General features: G+C 59.4%; 23 protein-coding genes. All 23 read right to left on the bottom strand.

Features of this window, described 5'->3' with window-relative positions:
* Positions 1-8: 8 nt before the first annotated feature.
* The gene (locus ACYQ1P_RS07065) at positions 9-1,820 is read right to left on the bottom strand and encodes an ABC transporter ATP-binding protein (protein WP_460019636.1); all 1,812 of its coding nucleotides are present in this window, start codon (positions 1,818-1,820) and stop codon (positions 9-11) included.
* Entirely contained in the window at positions 1,817-3,544 is a 1,728-nt protein-coding gene (locus ACYQ1P_RS07060; RefSeq protein ID WP_460019635.1) for a hypothetical protein, read from the bottom strand. The genes ACYQ1P_RS07065 and ACYQ1P_RS07060 overlap by 4 nt, the downstream gene beginning before the upstream one ends.
* The gene (locus ACYQ1P_RS07055) at positions 3,541-4,206 is read right to left on the bottom strand and encodes an HAD family hydrolase (protein WP_460019634.1); all 666 of its coding nucleotides are present in this window, start codon (positions 4,204-4,206) and stop codon (positions 3,541-3,543) included. Before ACYQ1P_RS07055 ends, ACYQ1P_RS07060 begins: the two co-directional genes overlap by 4 nt.
* Positions 4,196-5,110, bottom strand: a complete 915-nt coding sequence (locus tag ACYQ1P_RS07050; RefSeq protein ID WP_460019633.1) for a dihydrodipicolinate synthase family protein — start codon at positions 5,108-5,110, stop codon at positions 4,196-4,198. Before ACYQ1P_RS07050 ends, ACYQ1P_RS07055 begins: the two co-directional genes overlap by 11 nt.
* A complete protein-coding gene (locus ACYQ1P_RS07045; RefSeq protein WP_460019632.1) occupies positions 5,107-5,847 on the bottom strand; it encodes an acylneuraminate cytidylyltransferase family protein in 741 nt (246 codons plus the stop codon). The genes ACYQ1P_RS07050 and ACYQ1P_RS07045 overlap by 4 nt, the downstream gene beginning before the upstream one ends.
* Before the next feature lie 47 nt (positions 5,848-5,894).
* Entirely contained in the window at positions 5,895-7,754 is a 1,860-nt protein-coding gene (locus tag ACYQ1P_RS07040) for a B12-binding domain-containing radical SAM protein (RefSeq protein ID WP_460019631.1), read from the bottom strand.
* 163 nt (positions 7,755-7,917) lie between these two features.
* Entirely contained in the window at positions 7,918-9,522 is a 1,605-nt protein-coding gene (locus ACYQ1P_RS07035) for an aldolase catalytic domain-containing protein (RefSeq protein ID WP_460019630.1), read from the bottom strand.
* Positions 9,523-9,577: 55 nt separating this feature from the next.
* Entirely contained in the window at positions 9,578-10,216 is a 639-nt protein-coding gene (gene hisH, locus ACYQ1P_RS07030) for an imidazole glycerol phosphate synthase subunit HisH (RefSeq protein WP_460019629.1), read from the bottom strand.
* Entirely contained in the window at positions 10,213-10,977 is a 765-nt protein-coding gene (gene hisF, locus ACYQ1P_RS07025) for an imidazole glycerol phosphate synthase subunit HisF (RefSeq protein ID WP_460019628.1), read from the bottom strand. The genes hisH and hisF overlap by 4 nt, the downstream gene beginning before the upstream one ends.
* A gap of 9 nt (positions 10,978-10,986) precedes the next feature.
* Positions 10,987-12,261, bottom strand: a complete 1,275-nt coding sequence (locus tag ACYQ1P_RS07020; RefSeq protein ID WP_460019627.1) for an N-acetyl sugar amidotransferase — start codon at positions 12,259-12,261, stop codon at positions 10,987-10,989.
* A 135-nt stretch (positions 12,262-12,396) separates the two neighbouring features.
* A complete protein-coding gene (locus ACYQ1P_RS07015; RefSeq protein ID WP_460019626.1) occupies positions 12,397-13,083 on the bottom strand; it encodes an acylneuraminate cytidylyltransferase family protein in 687 nt (228 codons plus the stop codon).
* Positions 13,080-14,801: a glycosyltransferase family protein gene (locus ACYQ1P_RS07010; protein WP_460019625.1), complete on the bottom strand. Its 1,722-nt coding sequence runs from the start codon at positions 14,799-14,801 to the stop codon at positions 13,080-13,082. Before ACYQ1P_RS07010 ends, ACYQ1P_RS07015 begins: the two co-directional genes overlap by 4 nt.
* A gap of 149 nt (positions 14,802-14,950) precedes the next feature.
* The gene (gene neuC, locus ACYQ1P_RS07005) at positions 14,951-16,141 is read right to left on the bottom strand and encodes a UDP-N-acetylglucosamine 2-epimerase (RefSeq protein ID WP_460019624.1); all 1,191 of its coding nucleotides are present in this window, start codon (positions 16,139-16,141) and stop codon (positions 14,951-14,953) included.
* 16 nt (positions 16,142-16,157) lie between these two features.
* Positions 16,158-17,066, bottom strand: a complete 909-nt coding sequence (locus ACYQ1P_RS07000) for an NAD-dependent epimerase/dehydratase family protein (RefSeq protein WP_460019623.1) — start codon at positions 17,064-17,066, stop codon at positions 16,158-16,160.
* Positions 17,057-18,097 (bottom strand): ATP-grasp domain-containing protein, encoded by a 1,041-nt coding sequence (locus ACYQ1P_RS06995; protein WP_460019622.1) that lies wholly within the window; start codon positions 18,095-18,097, stop codon positions 17,057-17,059. The genes ACYQ1P_RS07000 and ACYQ1P_RS06995 overlap by 10 nt, the downstream gene beginning before the upstream one ends.
* Positions 18,097-18,822, bottom strand: a complete 726-nt coding sequence (locus ACYQ1P_RS06990) for a PHP domain-containing protein (protein ID WP_460019621.1) — start codon at positions 18,820-18,822, stop codon at positions 18,097-18,099. Before ACYQ1P_RS06990 ends, ACYQ1P_RS06995 begins: the two co-directional genes overlap by 1 nt.
* Complete coding sequence (locus tag ACYQ1P_RS06985) at positions 18,819-19,934, bottom strand: class I SAM-dependent methyltransferase (protein WP_460019620.1); 1,116 nt, start codon at positions 19,932-19,934, stop codon at positions 18,819-18,821. The genes ACYQ1P_RS06990 and ACYQ1P_RS06985 overlap by 4 nt, the downstream gene beginning before the upstream one ends.
* Positions 19,935-19,970: 36 nt before the next feature.
* Entirely contained in the window at positions 19,971-21,029 is a 1,059-nt protein-coding gene (locus tag ACYQ1P_RS06980) for a nucleotidyltransferase family protein (RefSeq protein WP_460019619.1), read from the bottom strand.
* Between the two features lie 6 nt (positions 21,030-21,035).
* Positions 21,036-22,265 (bottom strand): polysaccharide biosynthesis protein, encoded by a 1,230-nt coding sequence (locus tag ACYQ1P_RS06975; protein ID WP_460019618.1) that lies wholly within the window; start codon positions 22,263-22,265, stop codon positions 21,036-21,038.
* A gap of 78 nt (positions 22,266-22,343) precedes the next feature.
* Positions 22,344-22,850, bottom strand: coding sequence for a transcription termination/antitermination protein NusG (gene nusG / locus ACYQ1P_RS06970; protein WP_460019617.1), 507 nt, complete (start codon positions 22,848-22,850; stop codon positions 22,344-22,346).
* The gene (locus ACYQ1P_RS06965) at positions 22,847-23,488 is read right to left on the bottom strand and encodes a winged helix-turn-helix transcriptional regulator (protein WP_460019616.1); all 642 of its coding nucleotides are present in this window, start codon (positions 23,486-23,488) and stop codon (positions 22,847-22,849) included. Before ACYQ1P_RS06965 ends, nusG begins: the two co-directional genes overlap by 4 nt.
* Before the next feature lie 117 nt (positions 23,489-23,605).
* Complete coding sequence (locus ACYQ1P_RS06960) at positions 23,606-24,670, bottom strand: SGNH/GDSL hydrolase family protein (protein WP_460019615.1); 1,065 nt, start codon at positions 24,668-24,670, stop codon at positions 23,606-23,608.
* A gap of 73 nt (positions 24,671-24,743) precedes the next feature.
* Positions 24,744-26,132 carry an SGNH/GDSL hydrolase family protein gene (locus ACYQ1P_RS06955; RefSeq protein ID WP_460019614.1) on the bottom strand — a complete coding sequence of 463 codons (1,389 nt, stop codon included), beginning with the start codon at positions 26,130-26,132 and terminating at the stop codon, positions 24,744-24,746.
* Positions 26,133-26,151: the final 19 nt, after the last annotated feature.

The raw sequence follows: 26,151 nt of genomic DNA, 5'->3' as shown, positions 1-26,151 counted from the left end.
ATCCCGCTCTAATTCACTTGAGATTCTGTCAACTCACCCTGCCCTCCGAGCTCGACGAGCCGCCTGAACCCGGGGGATTTCTCCATCAAATCCTGGAACGAACCAATGGCTTCAATCGACCCATCGCGCATGAACACGATCCGTTGGCAATGGCGCACAGTACTTAACCTGTGGGCCACGATGATCATGGTTTTTTTCCCCGCTAGGCGGTCGATGGCAGCATTGACTTCCAATTCTGTTTCGTTGTCGAGGGCCGACGTCGCCTCGTCCAGGACGATCAACGCCGGATCCGTATAGAGCGCCCGAGCGATCCCCAGGCGTTGCCGCTGACCGCCTGATAGGCGCACGCCGTTCTCCCCGACCAGCGTATCCAGACCCTCAGGCAAACCCGCCACCACGCTGTCGAGATAGGCCATGGAAACGGATTTGCGGACCCGTTCTTCATCAATATTCTCGGCGGCCACACCAAAAGCGATATTATTGCGCAATGTATCGTCAAGAATATAAATATGCTGAGGCACGAACCCGAGCTGCATGTTCCAGCTTTCCGCAGCGCTCCAGATGTCCTTGCCGTCGACCTTGATGCTCCCTGCGCTGGGTCGGATCAAGCCCAGAATAATCTCGGTCAGGGTCGACTTTCCGGCCCCGGAGCCGCCCACCAAGCCGATGGATTCCCCTTTGTGAACGGTCAAGCAAATGTCCCGCAGCGCCGCCGCGTCCTGGTCCGTATAATGGAACGTCAAATTTTCCAGTGTCAGATCCCGCTCGAACGGCAGCGGTCGGCTCGACTGTCCCTGTTCGCTCGGGCGGGCCGTCTCCCGGGCCGAGGCGGCCAGTTCCGCATGAACCAGATTGATCGCAGGCTCCCGTTGCCGCAATTCCCCCATGGCCTGAAGCAGGCGATTCAATGATGGCATCAGGCGCAGCGCCGCCATGGCGAACAGCCCCAGGACCGGCAGGGTGGCGCTCAACTCGCTTTTTGAAAACACCATCACGGCAACACTGACCGCAAAGGCCATGATCATCAACAGCTCGACTGCCAGACGAGGCACATGCTGGAATGTGAAGGCATTGGAGCGGTAGACGGAATCCGTTTTGGCCAGATTGAAGAATTGCGCCTCGAAATAAGCCTCGCGCTGATGGATCTTAATGCTCTTGATCGAATGGAAGGCTTGCCCGGAAGCCTGAAGCAGATTGCGCTCCGATTGCACCATGATCGTCCCCCAGCGCTGGAGGACCGGTCCGGCGTAACGATGATAGATAAAGCCCGTGGCCCCAAACATGACCGCCATGGCGCAGGTTGCCAACGGCTCGACCAGCAGCAACAGTAAGGCCGTCGCTGTCGCCAGCATGCTTTCCAGAACGATGTTGAGAATGATCCGTACGGCTTCGAAAGCGCGGTAGCAGTTCATCACCGTGTTATGCATCACATCCGACGAGGCGCTGGTCAGATTCAGGATATAGGGGCGTCGCAGATAACGGCGGAAAACATTGGTCTGAAATTGCGCCATCATCCGCGCCGAAATGCGATTGGTGAAAAAGACCATCAGCAAGGTGGCGAATGTCTTGATCAGAAAGAAAATCGTGAAACAGCCAACACTCAGCAGGATCAGACCCTCATGGCTCAGGGAACGCAACAGCCCGCCTGTCCACTGGTAAATGCGATCCGGCTCGGTGAACAAGGTCAGAATGGGCAGGATCAAACCGAGAGCCGCCATATCGAGCAGCGAGGTCACGCCCATCAAAGCGACCAGGATATAAATCTTTGCCCGATGCATCGGGTCGATGAACGAAAGAATGCGTCCGATCAGAGAGATCATTGTTTGCCTTTGCCGTCCGTCGTCCGAGTGAGCCCGAGGTCCTCGCGGATTATGTCGATGAACCAGCGGCCCGAGACATCAATCAGATCGTTATAGTGATTTCTATCGAAGGTTTCGGAGCCCTTGAACCACTTGGTGATCTGCGTTACAGCCCCTTCGGCGGTTCGCACGCAAAGACCCGGAAAATCCCGATACAAACATTGCCGGTGGTCAGTCAGCATATCGAGCATCAGGGTCGGTCGACCAAGATGCAGCGCCTCCGTGACGACCGTCGAGGCATCGGAAAGAACCACCGCCGCGCCCGCCATAAGATCATGCGCCGCCCTTCGGGTCATTTCCATGTTCGTCACATCCCGGCCGATGGCATCTAGCAAGTCATCAATGGTGTGGGAGCGATCCAGGTACTTCGGTTTCACCAGAACCCGTCGCTCGGGAAAAGCCAGACAGATCTCCCGAATGGTCCGGGCAATCTCAGGTTCTTTCATGCCCAGGGCGACGAAGATGGCAATATCCGTCGCGTCCTTCGGGAAAGGGGCATCAAACTGTTCCCGCGAAAAGCCGAAGCTGCCGATGGGACGCACCGCCATGTCCTTGGCCCAGGTCTTTTTGTAATGCTTCTCATAGAGGTGTGGACCGAAGATATAGAAAACATCGAAATCAATGTAGCGGCGGCGCGGGTTGAGATCCCCGAGAGCCTGGACCCCATGCATCAAACCCAACGAACGTCCGCCAATCCGGTGCAATTCCTGCCGCCGGAGAATATGCTCCACATTGTACTCGTCGCGACCCCAGTAGAAGGCCGGGCGGTATCTATTGAAAAACGCGCGGAAGACGATCCGCTTATGGGGCAAGGTGCTGACGGCATAGAAATGTGTCGGCGACATCCGGCCATAGGTCCCCAGAAGCCGCAGGCCATCCCCTAAAACCAGCCCCAGGGCGATCAGGGCCCCGAGGAGTGTGAAGCCTCCTGCATCGGCCTCGGCGACCGTTGCGGACAAGTCATCGGGCAGGGTATCCACCGCCAATGCCTGGGTGCGCTTCACCAGCAGCAGCGGCCCGCCTTCCGCCGCGCACCGATAGAGACGATTGTCGCGAGGGTCACGCAGGTAATCCGCTGCCAGGAAATACGAACCGGCCACAATTCGTCCGCGCAAACGCCGCAAGATCCAGGCCCAGGAAAAGAGGGTGCTGGCTCCCAGCAACAATGGATTGACCAGGAGTGAGCCCACATTCCATCTGCGGGGGCGATCCCAAGTGCCGCCTTGTTGTCCGCGCCAGGCTGCATATAAGCCTCGGGTGTCGGCATGCATGCCCCGGATATTTTGCAGCCCGGTCTCGGTTTCCTCGATTTTTTCCAGAAAGAGTGCTTGGATGTATTTGCTCTCAATGACCTTCGCGGAGACTTGCCGATAGGCCATCCCGTAGCGAGCATCGGCTTCGGATTCCGTGAAGCGGCAGCGCCGGTTCTGCCAATCCTCGATCTTGGCGAATACGTCGCGCAACATCACATTGGTTGGTGCGGCAACCACATCGGCAAGTTCTGGAAAATCCTGCACCACCCACGTCGCCCGGCCCGCCGCAATCATCCGATCAACGATTTTACCCAGCATACCGGCCAGCGGCGGCAGATAGGGATCAACCGCCAGAATGCGAATCTTCCGTCCCCGCCCGGCCTCCAGCAGCAGCGGCAGAAGAGTCAATTCCGAAACGACGTACGTTTTCATGGGTGCTCGGAAAGTCCTTCCCGCAGGGCGTGGACGACCCCTGGCGCATCCCGCGCGAAATCCTGAAAGACCGGCACGTCGTCAGGAAACGGATTCAAGTCCCCAGCGGGCACCCGGCCCAGGAACACCGCCCCCACTTCTCTGGCGGCGGCGAGATCGTTGACCCCGTCACCAATGAACAACACTTCGGAAACGGGGCGATCCTCCCGGCGGGCGATTTCCCGCAAAGCCTCAACTTTTGTCGTGGGATTGCCGAAAACCTCGGTGATCCACGACATGCGGCGGCGGCGGGCAATGTCCTGCACCTCCGCCTGAGGGGCCGCCGTCGCCAAATAGATGGGTTTGTCCTTGCAACCGGAAATGAAGGTTTCAAAACCCGGCGTATAGGGACAAGCCAGCATTTCCTTCACCACCAGTTCGGCAAACCGCGCCACGTAATGGGCCAATTCGTCCGTTTGCGGCGGGCGTCCATGGGCCATGGTGAAAAGATGGGCCACCTTGCGGCCCCGCTTCATTCCGGGCGTTGCCTTGTGTTCCGCCAGGATTTTATCCCGCATTCCGGAATCGACGTCGGTAAACAGGGCGTGATAGGCCTGATCCTTGATATGGACCGATTCCAGCACGACCCCGTCGAAATCCAGGCAGAGCAGCCTAGAGCACATCCGGCACGCCCAGGGCCTTCAGTTCGTCGATCAACCCGGTGATGGCATGGTCGGAAACATGCGGCCAGGGGCGACGGGCAACGCCCAGATCATGGCCCATGGCCCGCAGCACCGCATAGCTGGTCGGGGCCGGGTGGCCGCGCTCGGCAATGCGGCGGCGGGCAGACATCAGTTTCCTGTGCAGGGCACCAGCCTCGGCCATGTCGCCGCGTAGGAAGGCCTCCATGGTCTGGGCGGTCAAGCGGGGCATGGTCACCGTCGCGCCGGACATGCAGGACCCGATCCCATAGGCGACGCTGTAGGGCATGGCCGACGTATTGCCCGGAACGATATCCGCCTGCAAACCCTGTTGTGCCAACAACTCCTGGGTCTTGAGGATCCAGCCGGGGTCCTTGGAACCGTCCTTGACACCGGCCAAGCCAACGCCCACCAGTTCAACGAATTGCTCCGGCGTCAGCAGCACATTGGTAGTGCGCTTGTTGTTGTAGAGGTAGAGGGGGAGATCGCTGACCTCGACCAGACGAGCAAAGTAGGCCTTGTAATCCTCGAAGCTGTAATAGCCCGCCGAACTGTAATAGAGCGGCACCACGCTGGCGATCGCATCGGCCCCGACAGCGGCGGCGTGGCGGGCCAGATCTTCGGCTTCGGACTGGGCCAGGGCGCCGATTTGCAACATGACGGTGCCGCCGTGGCGATGAATGGCCGCGACAATCTGTTCCGCCGCCGTTTTACGTTCCGCGGTGGTCAGCAGGGCAAACCCGCCCCAGGTCCCCAGCGCGAAGAACCCCTTGACCCCGTTGGCGACCTGCCAGGCGACAAAAGGATCGAAACGGTCGAACTGGAAAGTGCTATTGGTCGCGAACGGCAGCAATGGCGTGCAGACGGCACCGGAAAATATGGTCATGGGGCGAGCCTTTCATCGTGAGGCGGGAACAGCGCCTCGGCCATTGTGAACTGAACCGGATAGTCGATGGCCACCCCCCGTTCCGGAGGCGCAATCAGGGGAATGGGGGCCGGACCGAACAGATTCCGCCCCGGAGTCGCCAGTCCGGCAAGGCTGTCGACCAGCACAATATCGTTCCAGTGATAGGCCGGGGCATGGGCCTGCTTGCGGGTGACCAAGGGGGCCGTTTCCCGGGTCGTCGAGACCAATGTTTCATCCTCAATGGTCCAGGTCAGCGCCGGTGGATAGAGAACGGGGCTGACCCCGACCACGGTCCGCGCTCGCCCCCCGTCCTCGAACAGCCGCAAAGCCTGGGTCACGTCGCCGGGCACACGCAGCGGCGCGGTAACCTGGAGCAGCACCACAATCGTTTCTGCAGGCAAGTGCAGATCCCGTCCGACCTGCAACATGACCTCCAGCACCGTCGCGCTGTCCCCCGCCAGGTTTTCCGGGCGGCGCAAGGCCTCGAAACCGGGATAATCGGCGACCAGGGCACTCATGTCGTCATCGTCGGTGGTGACAAGGACTCGATCGAACAACGCCAGATCGCGGATCAGATCAAAAGTCCAGGCCGCCAGGGGGCGACCATGAAACGGGCGCATGTTTTTGTTGATCACCCGCTTCGACCCTTTGCGGGCCGGCACGATGGCCACCACGGGCGGAGCACTCTCGCCTGCCGCCACCAGATCGTTTTCCAACTTTCCCCCCCAATCGACGTGGACGTGAGCCTCAGACCCTGGATCGCTTACCGGCCCTCGCGCAAGGGAAACATACCCTCGGGATCTTCAGGCATATACCCCAGATCCTGCACGATTTTGCGCAAGGACTTGTATTCGTATTTGAATTTTGGTTGCCGGAAAGGCTGGCTGAGGCGGAACGTCAACCAATCCCAGGCCAGGAACACCCCGCGTTTCCATCCGTAAAGCATGGAGCTGCGGACCAATTCGATCAGCGATACCATATGCCGTAAGGGATAGAACACCGTCGGATAGAACGTCATCGACAGCCCCGGTCGATCCGACGTCAAAAGCTTGAACAGCACGGATAAGGGCGGAGACTTTCCTTCCCGCAGGGTCTCAAGGTACGGTGCCAGGATGGCGTCCGCAACCTCCGGCGCATCACCATGGAATCCTCCGAGATAAGCCAAGTCACGCGCGATAATCTTGTAATAATGTTCACGACCGAACTTTTTCAGATAATTGTGGTAAACCTCGATGGAGATGAGGTGGCGCCAGGCCAGCCAACGCAGCCGCGGGACGTGGGTAAAGTTGATCGCCACATCCGGATCGGAGGCATCGCGGTTGGACATGCGCAACAGGTATTCATCCTCGCCGTCGATTCCGGGTTTGATGTAGCCATGCAGCCGGGCATATTCGTACAGCGGCGTCCCCGGCAGGGCCTGGGCATAGCCGATGGCGAAGCGGTCCGGGTTTTCCTCTTCGCTCAGGGTGGTGCCGAACTTGATGAACTCAATGGTCTCACGCACCGTCTCTTCACTTTCCCCGGGCATCCCGAGCACGAACTGCATTCCGGTCGGAAAGCCGGCCCGGATGACGTTTTCCATCGCCTGGTAGTTTTCTTCCTTGGTGACCTTTTTTTCCATGATCGCCAACATGCGTTCGCTGCCGGTCTCGTTGCCGTAGGAAAGATTCACACAGCCCGCTTCCTTGACCTTTTCGACCCATCCGAAATCGAAGGTATTGGCCCGCACGCCGCCCGCGCCCCACAGCACGTCGCGCTTTTTGATCTCTTCAAGAAAAGTGGTGAGCCAGCGTTTGTCGGCCCCAAAGGTTTCGGCCCCCATATAGACGAACCCGACGTTGTAGCGCTCGATCAACTCGTCCAACCGCTTCATCACCAACTCGACCGGAATATGGCGGATGCCCTTTTGGTTGCGGTGACAGAAGGTGCAGCGCGCAACGCATCCCTTGACGCAATTCAAAACGGCCAAATTCTTGTTTTTGCGGTGCGGCTCGAAGCTGCGCCGGTCCAGACGCCAGGGATGCCGCGGAATACCATCGTCGTTGAATACCGGTCGCACGTAATGCCCGGTGAGACCGGACCTATCCAGGTCGTCCCAATCGAAATCCCAGATCTGATCGGCCGACAACGGCTTTTCCAATCCCGTATTGACCAGCTTGCCCGCCGCATCAAGATATACGAGGCCCGGAATGGCCGAAAAATCCCGATTTCCGGGATGATCCTGGAGGTGATGCAGAAGATCCCGAAACACCATCTCGCCCTCGCCCGGCACGCAAATATCCACCTTGGCCTTGCGCAGCAACAATTCCGCCGCCGACGCCAGGTTACCACCGATAACCAACAGGCAATCGGGCAGCCGTTCATGCAGCGCCAGGGCGATGGTCTTGGTAAACAGATAGGAGGTGGAGATCACGGCGCTGATTCCGACCACATCGGGCTTGTAAGCCACGATATATTCAATGGCCTGTTCCAGGGTGGGGCGCAGGAAATCCACGTTATAGAAGCTGTACTCCGCGCCTTCAGGCCCGTGTTTCCGAGCGTAATTCAGAACACTCAACGCGCCAACGGGGGGGAAGTCGGTCGCGTATCCCCGGTTCGGTGTGTTCAGGATCAAAACCTTCATTACGTCCTCCTGGAGCGGAGATCCCCGCCCAACGATTGATATTCCTGCCATTTCCGACGCCCCCGTCCCGCGAGGTGGCCGTTCGTCCCATGAAGATGGGTACGATTATCCCGCATCACCATCCGCCATGTTGCGAAAAATTCTCATCTGCTGAGCCGCACTTCTAAGGCGCGAACAGGGATGATTTGCGGACATCGTAGGTACTCGGGGTGATCGCCGTGACCGGGACCAGGGCGGCATGGGCGTGATAGGCCGCAAACACCCGCTGCATCTCCGCTTGGCGAGGATCTTCCGGCCCATATCCATCAAATCCCGCCAACTCAATGGCCGTAGCTCCCGCAGCATTGGCCAACGCCAGGGCGTAGGCGGCGGCCAGGCGCTGCGGAATGGTGCAATGGGTCTCATGGACCTCAAACAGGCCGCTTTTGACCGTCATGCCCCAGTCATGAAGGGACTCCTGGGTCATCTTTTGTGCCAATTCCTTTGGCAAGGCCTTCGCCGGGGCGATCAGCGGCGCTTCGAGGCTCAGATAATGCCGCCCCTCCAAAGCGAACCGGACGGAATGACAGGCAACATAGGCATCCACATGACCAGACGGCACCGGAGAGCGAACGTTCAAGCAAAGGACAAGCGGCTTTGTCCGTTCGATATATTCCAGAACGAATTGCTCGTGCCGCTTGATCCAGGACCCCGAACCGATGATCAGAATCTTTCGGCCTGCCGCCCAGCCGCGCGCATTCCATGTTCCTGGAAACACCACGCCGCCACCCATGGCCTGCTGTAACCGTTCGGCGCTGTAGGACATGCCCCCGTTCTGACGCAATGCTTCCAGCGCCGCGACAGCATGTTCGGCGCTGTGATTCTCGACCCGCAGCATTTCCTGCACATAAGTCGGATGAATGAGATAGGCCGCCGACAGGAAATACAACAGATTGGGACCCCAGCCGTATTGATCGTGCAGCGCCTTGAACTCCATCAGGACCAGAGGGAACAACGGGTCTGGATCATAAGGAGCAATACCCCGACGCTTCAATTCGACCAACAGGTATTCCGTCCTGACATTGCCCGCGCCACGCCCCATGCCGTAGACGGTCCCATCCAACCAGGTAACGCCCGCCTCCAGGGCCGCCAGACTGTTGGAGAAGGCGCGGCTCATGTTGTCGTGACTGTGGACACCCAGTTCCCCGTCCCATCCGGCGGCCAACGCCTGGGCCACCGCCGCCACGTCAGCCTCGTTCATGTTTCCCAGCGAATCCGCGAAATAGAGCACCTCCACCGTGTGCCAGGAGGCAACCTCCTTGGCCAACGCGGTCAGCTTTTCCGGCGGCTGGCTGGAGACCTGCATCAGGTTAAAGCCCACCTCATAGCCCAGTTCCTTTAATCGCCCGACCGCCGCGCGGCAGTCCGCCACCTGATTGAGGTGGGCGGCAACCCGCACCATGGAAACGGGAGAGCGGTCGGCGGTACCGAACAGGTGATCAATGGCGGTAATGGCCCCCTTGGGGGCCTTGATCACATCCGTGGCATTGATCATCACCGCGATTTTCAGGGACTCGGGCAGATCCAGTTTGGACAGATAGGCGTCCGTCGTGTAGGCGTGCGCCCCTAAAAAGATATTCTGGGCCGAAAACCGAAATCCCAGCTCGACCACATCGACCTTCGCCGCGGCCATGGCGAGGAGGTACAACTGCACGACCTCCGGGGAGAAATCCCAGTCATTATAGTATCCGCCATCTCGGAAAGTGCAGTCCAGCACCTTGACAGCCATAGTGGCGCTCCGTTGCTCAATTGAAAACAGAAGAATGAAAAAGCCTGGAATCGGCTCATATTTCGATGAAACGTCGCAAAATCCTCAACCCCAGCGGCCCGCTTTTTTCGGGATGGAACTGGGTGCCGGTGACATTGTCCCGGCTGACCGCCGCGCTGAGAAGAGCCCCGTCGTAGTCCACGTCGGCCAGACGATGGGCCGGGTCCGCCGGATTGCCGACGAACGAATGCACGAAATACATGGCGCTGCCCTCGGCCAATCCCTCCAGCAGGCTGCCGGACCAGCCGTCGGCTCGGGCCGAACGCAAACCGGCCCAACCGATGTGGGGAATCTTGCGCCGCTCGCCATTGTCCTGGCGGCGGGCAATGGGCACCACATGGCCCGGGATCAACCCCAGCCCCGGATGCCGACCGAATTCCTGGCTGCTTTCGAACAGCAACTGCATGCCCAGACAGATGCCCATGAAGGGTCGCCCGGTGGCGGCGAAATCCTGTAACGCGCCAACCAGATCCCGCTCCGCCAACCGATTCATGGCGGTGGCGAAAGCTCCGACACCGGGCAGAACCAGGCGTTCGGCGGCGGCAATGTCGGCGGCGTCCTGAGCCAGACTGACCCGTGCACCGCAATGCTCGAAGGCCTGGGCGACACTGCGCAGGTTGCCGCAATCGTAATCAACGATAGAGACCTGTTTCATGCCACCCGCCTGACCGACCAGCCGTGGACCAAGGCATGAGCACGCACCTCGCCAATGGAAAGCTTGTCATAGTGCAGCACATGGGCCATGGCCACCGCATCAGGCTGCCCCCCGGCCACCACCGCGTCCAAATGCGACAGGCTGCCCATGCCGCCACTGGCAATCACCGGGATATCGACCACATCGGTAACCGCCTGGACCAAATCCACATCGAAGCCCTTGGCCGTGCCTTCCTGGTTGATCGAAGTCAGCAGGATTTCCCCGGCCCCCAGTTCTTGCGCCCGTTGCGCCCATTCGATGACGTTCAGGCTGGAATGTTCCCGCCCGTTGTCGGTGAAAGCCTCCCACCAGCCGCCCTGTTGTCGTTGCGCGGCAATGGACAACACCACACATTGGCTGCCGAAATGCTCGGCCAGTTCCGTCAACAACTCGGGGCGTTGCACGGCGGCGGTATTGATAGCCAGTTTGTCGGCCCCCATGCGCAGCAGGTGATGGGCGTCTCCGATGGACCGGATGCCGCCGCCGACGGTGATTGGAATGAACACATCGGCCGCCGTATGAGCCACAATGTCGGACAGATTGTTGCGACCGTAGAGGCTGGCCACCGTGTCCATGTAGATGATTTCGTCGATGCCCTGTTGATAATAACGCTGGGCGAAGGCCTGAGGATCGCCGATCTTGCGCAGGCCTTCCAGATGCACGCCCTTGATCAGGTTGGACCCCTTGATGTCGAGCCGGGCAATGAGCCGCAGATTGCGCATGGAACGGGCCTATGCTCCCCAAACCGTATGACGCAACGACCAGGCGCCGTTCTGGTACTGCCACAGGTGCGGTGACCGGAACTGGTCGGCCAGCGCCATGAAAGAATCCTTGTCCATGATCGGTTGTTCGAAACGCTTGGCCACGTCGCCGAATTCTTTCTCGGAGAGGCTCAGATACTGAAAAATTTCGTCGGCAAAGCGCGCCGGAAACTCGCCGTCAAAACGCCGCACCAAGGCCACGCCCTCCTCCCGGTCGATCTCGTCGTTACGGATTTCCTGTGACGCATCGTAGGTCGCCCGGCCAATGCCGAACTTGATGAACGTGGTGTAGTAGTGGAAGTCGTCGATCTTGTCGTCGATGCTGTTGTATTTGCTATAGGTTCCGGCGGTACGCTCGGGCGATGCCTCGAACCCGCCATGTTCATGGGCGTAATAGTAGGCTCCCTGGGGATGCCAGCGCAGGTAATAGCCCAGATAATGCACCTCGGTGCCGACCCGCTTCAGATCTTCCGGGTTAGCCGGCATATAAGCTTCGAGGTCGTTTGTATGGATTCCGAAATCCTCTTTCAGTTCCTGGACCGACGTGCCGCCGATATAGACCTGCGACTTGTCGGGCAGGGAGAAATAGCGCCAGTCCCGTTCGGCCTTGTCGTTGTCCTCAATGGGATTGCCGAATTCCGCTTCATTCTCGCCGTAGAAAACCAGCGGGATCTGATGCAACACCGACATTTTCGGGGCCAGCGCCTTCTGACCGATGATGAACGGCTGAAACGGATGGAACAGCCGCTCGACGGCCAGACGGGTCAAGAGCCTATGCACCCGCCCGTTGGGGGTGATCAGATTATTGTCGAACCCGGTGTGAATCCAACGCTGGAAATTGCGCCATCCCCAATCGGTATGGATATGCGGTGCCCAGGTGATGGTCAGCGGATGCATGCCGTATTTGTACTTCAGGGTATGGGCCTGATAGAAGCTGTCCTTGCCACCGGAGCCGGGAACCAGGCAATCGTATTGCCCGTCATCGCGTCGGTAGCGGTCGCAGAGCTCACGCAGTTGCCGCTCACGATCCTCCCAGTCGATAGACTGCTTGTTCTCGACCGCCCGGCAGGCGTCGCAGACGTGATCCTCACCGAACTTGATCGTTTCCTTCTTGCTTTCGGCATTGTGTTTGTATTCGACTGTCGAATTCGGACGTTGATTTGAAATAACGCATTTTTTGCAAAACGTTACCTCCGAAGGAAGTCCGTATTTTGCTTCCAATCGACCTTCTTCACTTTGTACCATTGTAAGCTTTCCGAATGCAGAGATGTTGGTGTGGAAGGAGAGGACGGAGCAACATTCAGCCCCGCGCCCCGATATGTGCCTTCTTGAGGAAAATCCGTGAACGCCGCCTTGAGGCTCCCTTTGGTATTCCCCCTGTCACGCGCCCGCAAGGATCAATTCGGCCAAGCGGAAATCTAGCAGGGTATCAATATCGACGGATCTCTCCTGCGGCACTACCAGCCCCAGCGTTTCACCATCAATGAGTTTTCCGTATTCGCGCAAATGATCGACCCGAACCACATAGACTGCGCCATTGACCGCATAGCTGATCGGCAGTTCCTGGCGCTGACCGCCCTTCGGAGGAGGAAGCAACCGGACTAGTTGCTCCTGCTCATCCAGTTTAAATGCCCGGTACGGCGATTTGGCCAGTTCGGTGACCGTCACCACCGAATTTGCTCCGCGATCAACGCATTTGCGCAGACTGTCGTCGATATCTGCCGCTACGCAAAGGGGTGACGTCGGCTGCATCAGGACCAACAGGTCGTAGGTTTCGGGCAGTCGGTCCAGGGCATCCAGGAGTACCGGCTCCATTTCCGCGTCATCCCCGGCCAGCGCGGCGGGACGCACGAAGGGAGCCTCGGCACCCGCCGCAACGGCCGCGTTAATGATGTCCTGGGAATCCGAGGAAATGATAATGCGGTCCACGAACGCCGACTCCCGGGCCACCTGTATGCTCCAGGCCACCAAGGGCCGCCCGCCCAGGGGACGGATATTCTTGCCCGGCAAGCCTTTCGAACCGCCTCGCGCCGCAACCACAACCAGCACCCGCAGACCATCGATCATGATCGTACCTCCAACACTTTCTCAGCAATTGCCAACCACACGGCGCGGGCCGGATCGGTCACCTGCCCCAGTCCGCACCACAGGGACAGAATGCGTTCGCGATCTGGTAATTCTCCGCGACCAATCGCCTGGCAAAGGGCCTCTGCCGTATCGCCAACCACGGCACCTTCCAGCAACACGTCGGGGATTGCCGAGGGCCGGGGCCGCAGTACATAGTAGGGCTTGCCCGCCGCCAGTGTTTCCAGAAAAGTCCCCGACCCCGGCGGTCCGACGACCAAATCGGCCCAGGCTAGGTGGTCGGCGAACGCAGCCGTCTGATCCACCGTACAAGGCAGGTCAAAATGATCAACAAGCCACTGATAATATTTCAAGTTATCGAGACCAGGGTGAATCTTAATCCGGATCGACCCATAGCCCATTTGCGCCAGCCCCCGAACCATGCGCACCAGATTGGGAGACAGTTTCGAGGGCCATCCCCCGGTGTCGTTGAGCCAGGCATAGAGAGGCAAGACGAGCGCCTTGCCTGTGGCCGGTCGCGCCAAAGCAACGGCTTTCAGACGGCCCAATCCCGGGTAACCCGTCACCACACTGGGCAGCGGCGTTCCGCTCAGGGCAAGCCATTTCTCAATCGCCGGTCCGAGCGCCAATTCCCGAGTGACCGGAGAGCTCCCACCGTCCTCCGAGCATCGCACCGGGTCCCGTAACGGACTGATGAAGACACCGTTCAGGGTCTCGTCCGCCCCCAGGCCCCGCACCTGGGCCAATTCGCACAAAGCGCGACCCATGGGTGCCGAGGCGTCTCCACTGACCACACGCCGGACATTCAAACGAGTGATAAGTTTGTCCAACCCGTCCACGGTGCGGGCCAGTTCAGCCAGAATCTCCAGACGCAAAACGGTCTCGCGGACTGTCTCCCGATGCACCCTTCCCACCGGGTCGGCAGGATGCTTGCGCCAATGGTCTTCCACCGCCTCGACCATCGACGCGCAGGCGGCAATCTGTTTCTTCGTCGGGGGGGATTGCGTCAATGACGCGGGCACTATGCCGTGCCGCAAACAAGTTCCCAAAAACGTCCGACTTTTCGGCGAGGCCTCGAAGGGCAACACCGGCAGGATGCCGTCGGGTCGGCAGGTCACCAGATGTCGCAGGCTGAGGGTGCTGATATACAGAAAAACCCTTGGCGCGGACCGACCCACCGCCGCCAGCCGAAAGGCCCATTCGACGATACGCCCCAACCCCCCGCGCAACCGGTCGCGGAATGTCCATGGGGAAACCCGCGGACCGATGGGACGGGAAAAGAATGCCGCGTCGCCAATGTGGGGAATATCCCATCGTTCCTCGACGGGGATCGAGAAGGCCATACCAATTTGTTGAATCAACAAGCTTTTTGCCGCGAGTTTCAGTGTATGGAAGGTGGAAGAAATATCAAAAACGACGATCCGCCCGATGGCGTGATTGGCACATAAGTGACGCAGAGCCCGATCCACCCGAGCGGTATCGAGATAGGCGCAGCCCAAAAAGGTGGCATACATCCTGCCCAGCGACACGCCCTTGTAGCGGGTCGGATCGTCCGCTCCGCCGGGGCACCAGTCTAGGGCCCGGAAATAGACCTCTTCGGCGGTATCCCCGTCTGCCGGACAATGGGCGCGCGCCCAATCCGTATGCAGTGCTTGGAACCCGCGTTCCCGCGCCACCTGATATCCTGCCCACTCGGTCATGAAAACCAGGATATCTGGCGCGTCGGGTATCAGGTCTAGATGACGGGAATGAGATGCCACATAGACGGTAGAATAGGATTTTTGGTCCGCTTCTCCCGCTCCTTCGAAGGGAATGCGCTTGGAACCCGTCCACGCTTCCGGCATGTCGCTCAACGTTCGTGGCCAACCGTTTCCGGGGCCGGAAGGTCGGCAAAACGCTTGGCAACCAACCGATGATCGAGCGGCACCGATATCAGAACGTCGAGAATGCGCTCGACCGCATGGCCGTCGCCGTAGGGATTGACAACATCCGCCAGGCTCCCCCGAAATTCGGACGTCAGGGCACGGCGCCAAGCCGCTACGATGCTGGCGGTCTCCCCGGTGCAGGAAATGACATTTTCTGGAGCGAAGCGCCCCTGTTGGCGACCCGCGATATCCACCACCGGCAGGTGAAAGGACACCGCCTCGGTCAAGCCGCTGGACGAGTTGCCAATCATGCAATCCACATTGGCCAGTGCGTGCCAATACAGTTCACGCCCCAGCGATGTCCGGAACACATGATCCGGGCGGGCGGCACAGTCGGCCAGGATCGCCGTGCGAATGGCCTCGCTACCGGGGTCACTGTTGGGCGAGGTGAAAATGATCTGGCTGTCCACCTGCGCTGCCGCTGACAACAGGGCAGTAATGGTGCCGACCGACTGATCCGGGGCCAGCGTCTCGGGGTGAAAGGTGCACAGCGTGATAGGACGATTTGGATCGAGTTCCAGACGGCTTGCCAACGCTTCCCGCGATAGCGGAACGAAATGGCGCACCGCATCCAGGCCCGGCTGACCGCTCACGAATATCCTCTGCGGCTCCTCTCCGAGTTGGCGTATCCGCTGGGCCGACAGGGCGTTGGTGGCAAAATGAAGATGCGACAATTTGGTCAGGCTATGACGAATGGCATCGTCAATGGCCCCTTCCGTGACATCTCCCCCAGAAATATGGGCCACTGGAAGGGTGAATGGCAAGGCCGCCAGGGCGGCAGGAAAGACATCGAAACGATCACCGAGCACAACCAGAATGTCGGGCCTTCTCGCAGCAAAAGCATCCGCGAATCCGGCCACGCCCCGGGCCATCTGGTGGGCGACTGACTGATCGTTGTCCCCCGGGGACCAAGTGGGCACCTCCACCAGAACGTCTTCGAATCCCGCATCGCGAATTTCGGATAACGTGGCCCCATGCGCCGATGAATGATGCATCCCCGTTGCGTAGACAATCAAGGACAAGGCCGGATGCGTTTTCACGGCACCCATCAGCCCCCTGAGCAGGCCAAAATCGGCCCGCGAAGAGGTCGCGATCCCAATGCAGCGGCTATTCATCAACCTCTCTCGCCCCTTAGACCCGACCGGCCAAAAGCCGCTCCAGGCCCTCCCTCAGCATCACCCGGGGCCGATATCCAAAAGCTTGCGCCGCCCTTGTCCCGTCCACCTGAAAACGATGAATCGCCGGGCGCGGCGCGGGACCTGGCTCAATCAGCACCTGCCCGGCCCCGGCAACAGCGACGCAGCTTTCCGCCATATCCTTCAGGGAAGCCATGAACCCGCCAATATTGAATGCGCCCGTCTGACCGGAAGTCGCAACGTCCACCATGGCCCGGGCCACATCGGAGGCATGAACCAGATTAACCTGGTCCTCGACCGGATGTTGCAGATTCAGGGTCTCGCCGTCCCGCGCCTGAGACAGGAGCCGGGTGAGCAGCTTGTTTTCAGGCAGCCCCCAACCATAAATGGAGGTCGCCCTGAGCAGGGCCACGCGCAGGCCCGCCGCCGCAAGATTCTCCAATACCTGCTCCGCCAGCACCTTGGACAATCCGTAAAGCCCGCCTTCCGGGGTCGAGGTGCGGCGCACCGTTTCGTCTGGAAGTAACGATACAGAAAAATCGTAAACCACGGCCCCGGACAGAAACATCATCGGAATGTCCCGGGACATCGCCCAGTTACCCAGGCACCGGCAGGCAGACACATTGGCCGCCAACAAAGCCCCCTCCTGGAGGACAAGGCCCGAAGTCGGCACCATCGCCCCGACATGCAACAGCGCATGAACCGGCCCAAACATCGCGTCAAGCGCCTCGGGCGAACGCCATTCGGCGAGATCCCAAGAGGTCCAGGCAGCATCGACCGGCAACCATTCCGGGCGACTGCGCGATGTCGCGGCAACGCTGATTCCGCGCCCCGACAATTCGGCCAGCACATGACGTCCGACCATGCCGGAGGCCCCGGTCAAGGCAACACGATTCAGAACCACGAGTGAACGGTTCCCTTGGGCAGGGGGGCTACAAGATCCTCGACGCCGACGTCATCCAGAAAAACCTCTTCCACATAACGCATGGCCATGCCCTTGCGAATTTGCGGCGTCGGCAAGGTTTCTCCAAGACACCAGGCCCGAAGGTACATTTCCGGCTCATTGAAGCCGAAATGTGCCCGTACCGCCGTGGTGCCGGAGAACCGTGCGTTGAACTCGAACGGAATCGGTCCCTCGGGCCCATCCCTCATCTGCACGTTGAGCGAGCCAACGGTCGGCAGACAGGCGGCGATATCGAACATCAAGGGATACATCTTTTCGAAATGATCCACTTCGACCAGCCAGCTAGTCCCCCCTCTGAGCGTCCTGCGCGCCGTGAACGGGCCAAGAAAGCGACCGTCGGGCAGTGCGAAAACGCTACAGGTATACTCATGGGCCAAGTCGTTTCCGATACGCCCAGCAAACTCCTGGAGCATCGGATCGGGAATGGCATCGAATAAACGATCAATGTCATCCGGGCCATGAATGACGTGGACATGACGGCTTGATGTTCCGCAGCGGCTTTTCAGCACCACCGGAAGCCCGAATTCCCGCGCCGCCGCTTTTGCCTCTGTGGCGTCTGCCGGGGCAATGGCACGGGCATGGGGCAATGCATGATTGGCCAGAAACTGAGTCGTTAACAGCTTGTCGTCGGCAATGGCCACGGAGTCCGCGGGCGAGGCACAGATTTTTGTTCCAGTCGCCGCTTCGAGCTCCTCGCGATGACGCGAAAAGAATGCCAGATCGAATTCTGAGCCGATCAGGACGGCGTCAACTTTCTGCTCCTGAAGTGTCCGGCGGAACCAGTCATAGGCACTGGGGTCTTCCACCTTGGGGATCAGAAGGGCCTCATCGGCGCGATAAAGCCCCGGATTGAGCGGCCCGATATCAGCGGAGATGACGGTCACGGGCAACGAGGATAAACGCAGGGCCTTGACGATACCCTGGCCAACTCCGCTCCCGGCTCCGGTAACCATGACACGTAGGGGATTCATCACGACATTTCCCAGGCTGGGTGACGCTGCACCGCGCCGACATCGTCAACGCAATGGGCGTTTGACCCGAATGATACCGGACAATCAACGGCGAGGCACGCTTTCATAAGCCGATCCGGTTGGTCATGATAGCGTGTATTGATTTCGAAAGCCTTGCCGGACTCGGCGCACTTCCGAATCAGCTTTTCGATCAGGGGCCAGGGCGGTTCGCCACCGAACCGGCGAATAGTCATGCCGAACGGATGCCCCAGGATATCAAGCTGCGGATTATCGAGCGCCGCCAGGGACAGCCGGTATTCGGTATCAACCGCGTCTTCCAGGCTCATGTTGCTGGACGTGAAATCGACCACGCCCGCTTCTCCAGGGAACCGGTGGACACTCCCCATGACCAGATCGCAGGCTGCCGCAATGGCCGGAGACAAATCGAGACGACCCTCAAAATCAGCAATTTTCACTTCAGTCCCCACCAGGGCCTGACACGGCGTTTCGGGAAGCGCCCGTACCTCGGCGGCAAAATCATCGAACCACCCTCCGCTGTTAGATCGTGAGTGCTCGCTGAACAATATCTGTGTCAGCCCCGCCGCTACCGCCGCCCGCCACATGGCGTCGACGCCCTGTGCGCCATCGGTCCAAGTGGTATGGAGATGAAAATCCACCGGTGGCGGCAATCGGGTGACCTGCGCCAGGTGACGCATTTCATCGAACAGGGCGCGGCGCGAGCTCACTGGAACAGGGGCCTCACCTGGCTGTGGGAAAACCCATGGTGCTCTTGGAGAAACCGCGAAATGGGCTCGAAAAAGCTCACCGCCGAGACCAGGACCGTATGCATGTCACGATAGGAAGCTTCGCTGGCATGAAGGATGGGATTGCGACTCGCGGGCAGAAACTGTCCGGTCTTCGATTCATCGCCGTCATAGATCACCACATTCGGGTGTGTCCCCAAATCTAACAGATGCAGAAAAATGTTTAGTCCATTGGTCGCACCGTGAAAGGCAATCGGTCGACCGGCGCTCAACAACTTTCGAACCTCGCCTCCCACATCGCGTAACACGCCGTCAAAAGCGAGACCTGCGGTGTTCAACAAGGCCAGCCCGTCCTCGGCGCGCGTCGGTCGACGTGTGGCAGGTGCCAGCACGCACCACATGTTATCATTGCGGCTGATCAACTCCTGCACCTCGAACCCGGCCGAGGCAAACAAGGCACGGGCGCTGTTTTGGGTGAAATATGACAGGTGTTCGTGCAGGAGCGCATTCAGGTCACCCCGCCGGAATTGCGCCTCGATATCAGGAAATCCCAGAACCACTCGACCAGTGGCCGTTGTCTGGCGCGCCATTGCCTGCATGAAACCGAAGGGGTCAGCCACATGTTCCAGACAATTGAAGGACAGGATCAAATCAAACTTCCGATCAGCCAGTTGCCGTGAGGGGAAATAATCTTGAATGATTTCCACCCCGGTCTCTACAGCCTTCGGCAGACTCGGATCAATCAGGGTATATGTGCACCCGGACAGGTGCTGACGCAGGGATTTGCACACGAAGGCGCTCCCTGCGCCAATTTCGAGAATGGACCGTGGATGCCCGTCGCTGAGAGCTGCCAGTGTGTAGTCCAGTTGTTCCGCACCCAGCCTATCCGCCCAGGACGAACTTCCTGGAGGCGGTGTGATAAATTGGTAGTCGGAATGCGCATAGGCCTCGACGACCCGCCGTCGCACGGACTCTTCCATCGTCTGGCCAATGATTCCGCTGTCATCGACGCCCAGAGAGAAGGCAAAATCCGTTATGCCTCCTGGGGACGGCCGCACACCTTGCCACAAGGGAAGGGACTGGAAATTCAACAACCTTTTCCCCTTGGACAGGCGAAACGAAGACGGCCGTCAATTCTCATCGAACACATTCCCGAATTCCTCGCGTGCCCGGTCCAGGTCAACGGAGCGACCAATATCGAGCCAGTATTCGCGGATCGGAAACACCTTAGTCGAGTGGTTCTGGGCGATCAATTTCCGGAACAGGTCCGGCATGTCAAACCTTTCCGACCCCGGAATCTCTGATAGTACCTCCGGCGCAATGACATAGAGCCCGGCATTGACCAGGAACCGATGGACTGGCTTTTCGATGATGTCGGTGATTCGGTCGTCGGCCAGATCGACCACCCCGAACGGCACCTGGAAATCATATTCCCGCACCGCCATGGTTGCATGGGCACCGGATTGACGATGAAAATCAAGCAGCGCCTCGAAGTTGACTTTGGTCAGCAGGTCGCCGTTCATGACGATCATCGGCTTATCCGGAACTTCGGGCACCAGCCCCAGTGCGCCGGCCGTCCCCAGCGCCTCCGGTTCATCCAGGTAGAGGATTTCCGCACCCCAGCGCTCCCCGTCGCCGAAGTGGGATTTGATCATCTCCCGCCGGTAGTTCACCGAGATGAAAAAGCGATGAAATCCCTGCCGGACGAACTGCGCTAAAATGGTTTCCAGAATCGGCTTGCCGCCCACTTCGATCAGTGGTTTCGGCTTGGTATGGGTCAACGGATGCAATCGGGTGCCTAGTCCCCCAGCCATCAGCAGCACCCAATTGTCGTGCTGGACCGTCTGCGCCACCAGCTTGTCGAGGATCTCCAGGCCGACGATGCGGCCCCGGGGATCAATGATCGGCAGTTGGTGAACCTTCATGGAGACCATGGCCTTAATCCGGTCGGACTTATCTTCGCTGGCCAGGGAGGCCACGAAGTCCCGCTTCATCACTCTTTCAACCGGCTCGCTCAACTGCACGGCGCGCAACAGGCCGCGCCGGATATCGCCATCGGTGACCGTTCCCAGCAGTCGATCTTCCCCATCGACCACCAGACAGATTTGGGCCGCTGTCTCATCAAGAATGCGGATGGCCTCCTGGATTGGTGTCCCCGAAGCCACGATGGTATCCCGCCAGTCCTTCATCGGTGCCTACATCTTTTGGTCAAGGTTGCGGTGGGTTTCCGCATGGGTGAATTCAGGGACTGCAATCTGCAAGGCGCGGATCACGTCGGCCTTGCGCCAGTCGGGCAGGGCGCGCAGAGCCCGCAGGCTCGCCATAGTATGCTCGACCGCCGCCCGGTCCACGGTGCCATCATGCCGGATCACCCCAACTGCGTCGAAACGCTCCATGTCCACATCGTCATCCGCAGCGAAAAATTCCTCGAACGGTTTTTCACCGCTGGTATCGGATGGCGCAAACAGACAGGGCCAGTGGCGCGAAGTGGATGTCAATCTCGCCGCCATTGCCCGCGCCTCGGCTTCACCCGCACAGGCCACCGGTTCCAGTCCCCGGTAGCGGAGATAGGCCTCCGCCACCTCGGACAGTGGCTTCAGGTCGGTTTCCGGGGTCAATTTGGGAAACACGATTTCCCGGTTATTGCCAAGAAAACAGCCGAGCAGACACAACTGGCCGGCTTCCTCGTGGGAGAAAAAATAACGCCGGATATCGGATGGCGCGGCGATCGGCTGGCGCTTTTCCAGCCGCTGTTCCCAACCCTGCAACAGACTGCCGTCGGAAAAAGCCACATTGGCAAAGCGCGCCGAGGCAAAAGGCAGCCGTTCCGCATGACAGAGATGCACGCGCTCCATCAGACTCTTGGTCGCCCCCATGGCATTGGTCGGGTGCGAGGCCTTGTCGGTGGAGATGGAAAAGGCACGGCGGAACGGCAACGGGCTCCCGGAAATCTCGATATCCGTCAGCAAATCGTAAAGATGTCCGGCATTGGTCTCAATCATGCGCATCAGGCTGAACACATCGCGTTCCGAGCGCACATGCTTGAGAGCGGCGAAATTGATCAAGTAGTCGTAAGGCCCGAGAGCCGTCAAAAGGTGACGGAATTCGTCGCTACCGAAGGCCACGGCGAAGGTCTGAAGGTCCTCGGGCAGGGTCCGGGCCGAGGATCGCAGGTCGCGCACCAACTCGACCAGATTATTCTCGCTGAGATCCACCAAATGCAGGGTGGTCGGCGCGAAATCGGCCAGTTGCCGCACCACCGCCGCGCCGATGGAGCCCGCCGCACCGACCACCAGCAACCGGGTTCCGACAATGCGCTGGCGAAGTTGCTGCTGATTGGCCGCCATATCTGCGGCCAGCAGGGAATGCTCCCGGCGCAAAAGTTGGGACAAAAAGGGGTCCGAGGTTTGGAGATGAGAGGTCACGGATTTTCCAAGCTACCGCACTCCGGGTGACTCTCGGTCAGCGGAGCGCGAGGGTACTGATTGCCAATCCGAATGGGGTCAGGCCAACTGGCCGACCATCCCCTCGGAAAGGCGGAGCCGGACCTGCCGCCCCATCAAGGACAGTAGAACCCGCACCCGGTGTTTGTCGTCAATGCCGTCGAACAGACCCACATGATCACCGAAAGCGCCCTCGGTGATCCGCACCGGTTCGCCTCTCTTGAAACGGGCCGCCTGATCCAGGGCCACCAAGCCGTTTTCGTCCTCGCGGGCTCGAATGCCGTCGATCACTTCCGCCGGGACCGGCAACGGGGCCGCCGTGCCGTTGGCGACCAGATAGGCCACCCCGAGGGTCGAATTGATCGCCCGCCAGCGTGCTTTGGCGGTGTCCATGGCAACGAACAGGTAGCGCGGGAATAACGGAGCCTTGATCCAGTCGGTGCGGCGGGCATGGCGGCGCTGTTTCAAAAAGCGCGGCACATAGACGGTAAAGCCCTGGTTTTCCAAGTGATAGCGGGCCTTTTCCTCGGCCAGGGCATGGGTATGGACGGCGTACCAGCGGATCATCGGCGGTCCCCCTGGCGGCTGATATGCAAAAACTGTGGGGCCAACAGACGCTCGTCTGGCAGGATGCCCGTGAGCCGGTCAAACGTTTCCTGCGGGGTCTGCATGTCGGTAATCAGCACCGCCCCGTATTGCGCCGCCGCTTCCGGACCCATGACCCGGGGCAATCCATGAAACGGGCCGTCCTCGGAAGTCGCAACCTCAATCACCGCCGCCAGTTCAATGTCCACGTCGCGCGCACAAAGCAAGGCCACATCGGCTAGATCGCCGGACCCGACCAGCGCCACCGGAGCCCAGTCCCGCTCAGCACAACGCCCCAGCAGTTCGGTGCATTCGTGGCGCGCGGCACGGAAAAAATTGAACGACTGGGAGAGATATTCCGCGGTCAGTCGGCTTTTTTCGCTGAACCCCTTGGGGGTCAGGTAATAGGCATAGCGGTTGGCCGGTACCTGAGAGACCTTGACGAAGCCCTTTTTGACACAGCGCTTCAGGTAGGCATTGGCCATGCCCAGGGCGATCCCCATTTCCAGCGCCAAGGATCGCTGGGTCACCCGGCTGTCCTGCTCAATGGCCGAGAGAATGCCGATGGTGATTTCCGCCTGATCCTGCGTCACCGCGTCTGATTTGCTGCCGGATGTCATGGGGCCTTCGAACCCATTCTTGTTCACGGCGCGAACACTACACTGTTCAATCCATGAACGTCAACCCCACAATTCCCTTATTTTGTAGCGAGTCGCAGAGGAACGTAGCCGGTATTGTTATTGGGGCAGCGTTTTGACCCATTGAGCTGCCGCCGTACCGGCAATCTGATGCCCCAGGGCCGACCAATGGCCGTCATGGGCGAAATGGGTCGGCTCGAACCCGGCGGCGACAAACGCCTCGAAGGGATCAATGATGGGAAAGCCCTCGGCCATCAGGCCCGCCGTCAGTTCGGCCCGCATCTTCGCGTAGAACGGATCGCCGTCACGGATTTCAAACCGCGCCGGAACGATCAGAATGGCAAAGGGCGTTCCCTCCGGCACCAAGTCCCGCACGCCGACCAGTCCCTTGATCGATTCGGCGACGGACCGTTCGAGGGAGGTTTCGTCGATGGCGCGGTGATACACATGCCCCCGCTCAATCAGGCCAATATCGGTCAGGAATTCCCGTAGATAGTTGACCCGCTTCACCGCCACCGTCAGAAAATTGTAGAGGGCGGAATTATGGATCAGTATCCCCTTGATCAAGGGCAGGGAGATCGGATCAGACTCTGCTTCGTGGGTGGGATCTTGGCTGTTGTGCTCGGCCAACCGCGCTTCAGCGGCGCAATCGTCGATGAGAATATCGTTTTCCAGGACCAGACCGAGCACCACGGCTTTGGGTTTGACCTCTTGCGGCATGCGGGCCAGCAGGGCCTGATACCCACAAATGCCGGTTCCGGGGCTGGCCACATTATAGGTCGGACGCCCACTCTCGGCGGCTATAATTGCTGTAAAGATCTGATCCCGCTCGATCCCCCAGCCGAAGGTCATGGAATCGCCGACCACCCAGACCCGATCATTGGCCGCCGACACCGGTTCGTCATTGCGCAAGCCAAATTCGTTGACCACGATGCGCGCCCTGAAATCCCCATTGCTTTGCGCGAAATAGCCGTCGAATCCCGGGACTCCGATGGGCACGATCCCATGGTTCGGAACCAGGGTCCGGGTCATGAAACGACCGCTGTAGAACTCGTTCCAATGGGGCATCAGCACCCGAAGAAACACTTCGGAAAGAGCCAACAGGAAAACCAACCCGATCAGGAGAGCGACGACGACGCCCTTCGCGGTAATCTTTTCAGCCATGAAGTTTGCCTTGGATCTGAGAGGGGAGAGGTGCCGGGAAACTAACCAATCTCCCGGACGCTTTCAACGCGATTTAATTATTATTAGCCGCTGTTCCCAGCAGGCTCCGCAATATGGGAAGTACCGTTTCGGCCATGATCGCAACACCCCGGTCATTGGGGTGATAATCTGAATTGGCACTGGTTGCGCGGGACTCACCGGTTCCCTCCTGAAGGCCGGGCGTGTAATCTACAAAAGCCGCCCCCTGGCTTTTAGCCAGTCGGCCAAGCCGTGCCAGGGCGTCCTTGTAATCCGCCTGAGCGGCCTTTCTGAACGGACTGGATTCCTGAAAATAGGGAAGATAGATCTGACTGAGGTCCGGGTAATAGGCCAGCACCACCGAGGCCCCGTGGGTTCGGGCCAGGCTCATGATATCCCCGAGTGCGTCCAGGGCCGGGCTCCAGTCCTGGTCGTCGAGGCCCCGGGCCTTCCGAGGCAACATCCAGTCGGTCGCGGAAATCTCACCCCGGGGTAGTTTCAGGACCAGTTCTTCCCGCGCCGCGATCCGGTTTTGCGCATTGCGATAGTTCTGAACGACCGTAAAGGGCAGATTAAACAGGATCGAAACAGTCCAAGGCGGCTCGAAGCCAAAAGGAAAGGCGTTCTTGCTGACGGTCGTTCCCAGATAATTACGCCAATCACCCCCGATCCTGGATAGTTGTTCATAGGATTGAGCGTCGGTCACATCGTTACAAAAACAAAAATTGATTACAACGGCACGATGTTCGAGTCCGGTATCAAGAACGTATTTGCGATACGCATCCCGCTGATGAAACGGTCCATACCCACTGAAGCCGAGATTGAGAGCCGACAACCCCCTTTGCCGCAATACATCGGCCATGTCCTGTTCACTGTTCTGGGCAATGGTTACCGAATCCCCCAGCAAGACCACATCCGGTCGGCCCGGAATTTCGGGATTTCGATAACCGTTGGCATCCACCTTGACCCAGGGCAGACTCGAAAGCTCGAAATTCGGTTTCCAGCTATACAGCATGCCGTCGCCCGAAATTCCTGCGACCGTGAAAATCCCGCGCTGCGTCAACAAACGCTCCCGATCCGTATTGGGCAGCATTTCGACGATGGAGAACGGCAGTCGTTCCTGCATCACACGCAGAATGGCCTCCGTCCCCGCCAACACCAGCAGAATATTGAGGATGAGAATGTTATTGAAGGATCGCACGCGGCGGCTGAACAGAGATAACAGGGCATAAATCCCAAGAACGCCGACCAAACCCAAGGCCCCTGTCTTCAACTGGGAAATCTCGCCGAGCCGGTAGCCATGCGCGTTCAAATACCCATGAACCACCAGGAAACAGAACATCGCGAGAACCAAAGACGGCAGGGCGGCCACAGGCAGCCAACGAAACATCGGACGGACTGTTTCACGGGGGCTGGAAGCCTTTGATTCAGGGGGGATGGTCATGGGGGATCTCCTCAGGCCG

The sequence above is a fragment of the Magnetospira thiophila genome (assembly GCF_054657015.1).
Note: the sequence above shows the minus strand (reverse complement) of the source record. Positions and strands in the feature narration are given on the sequence as shown.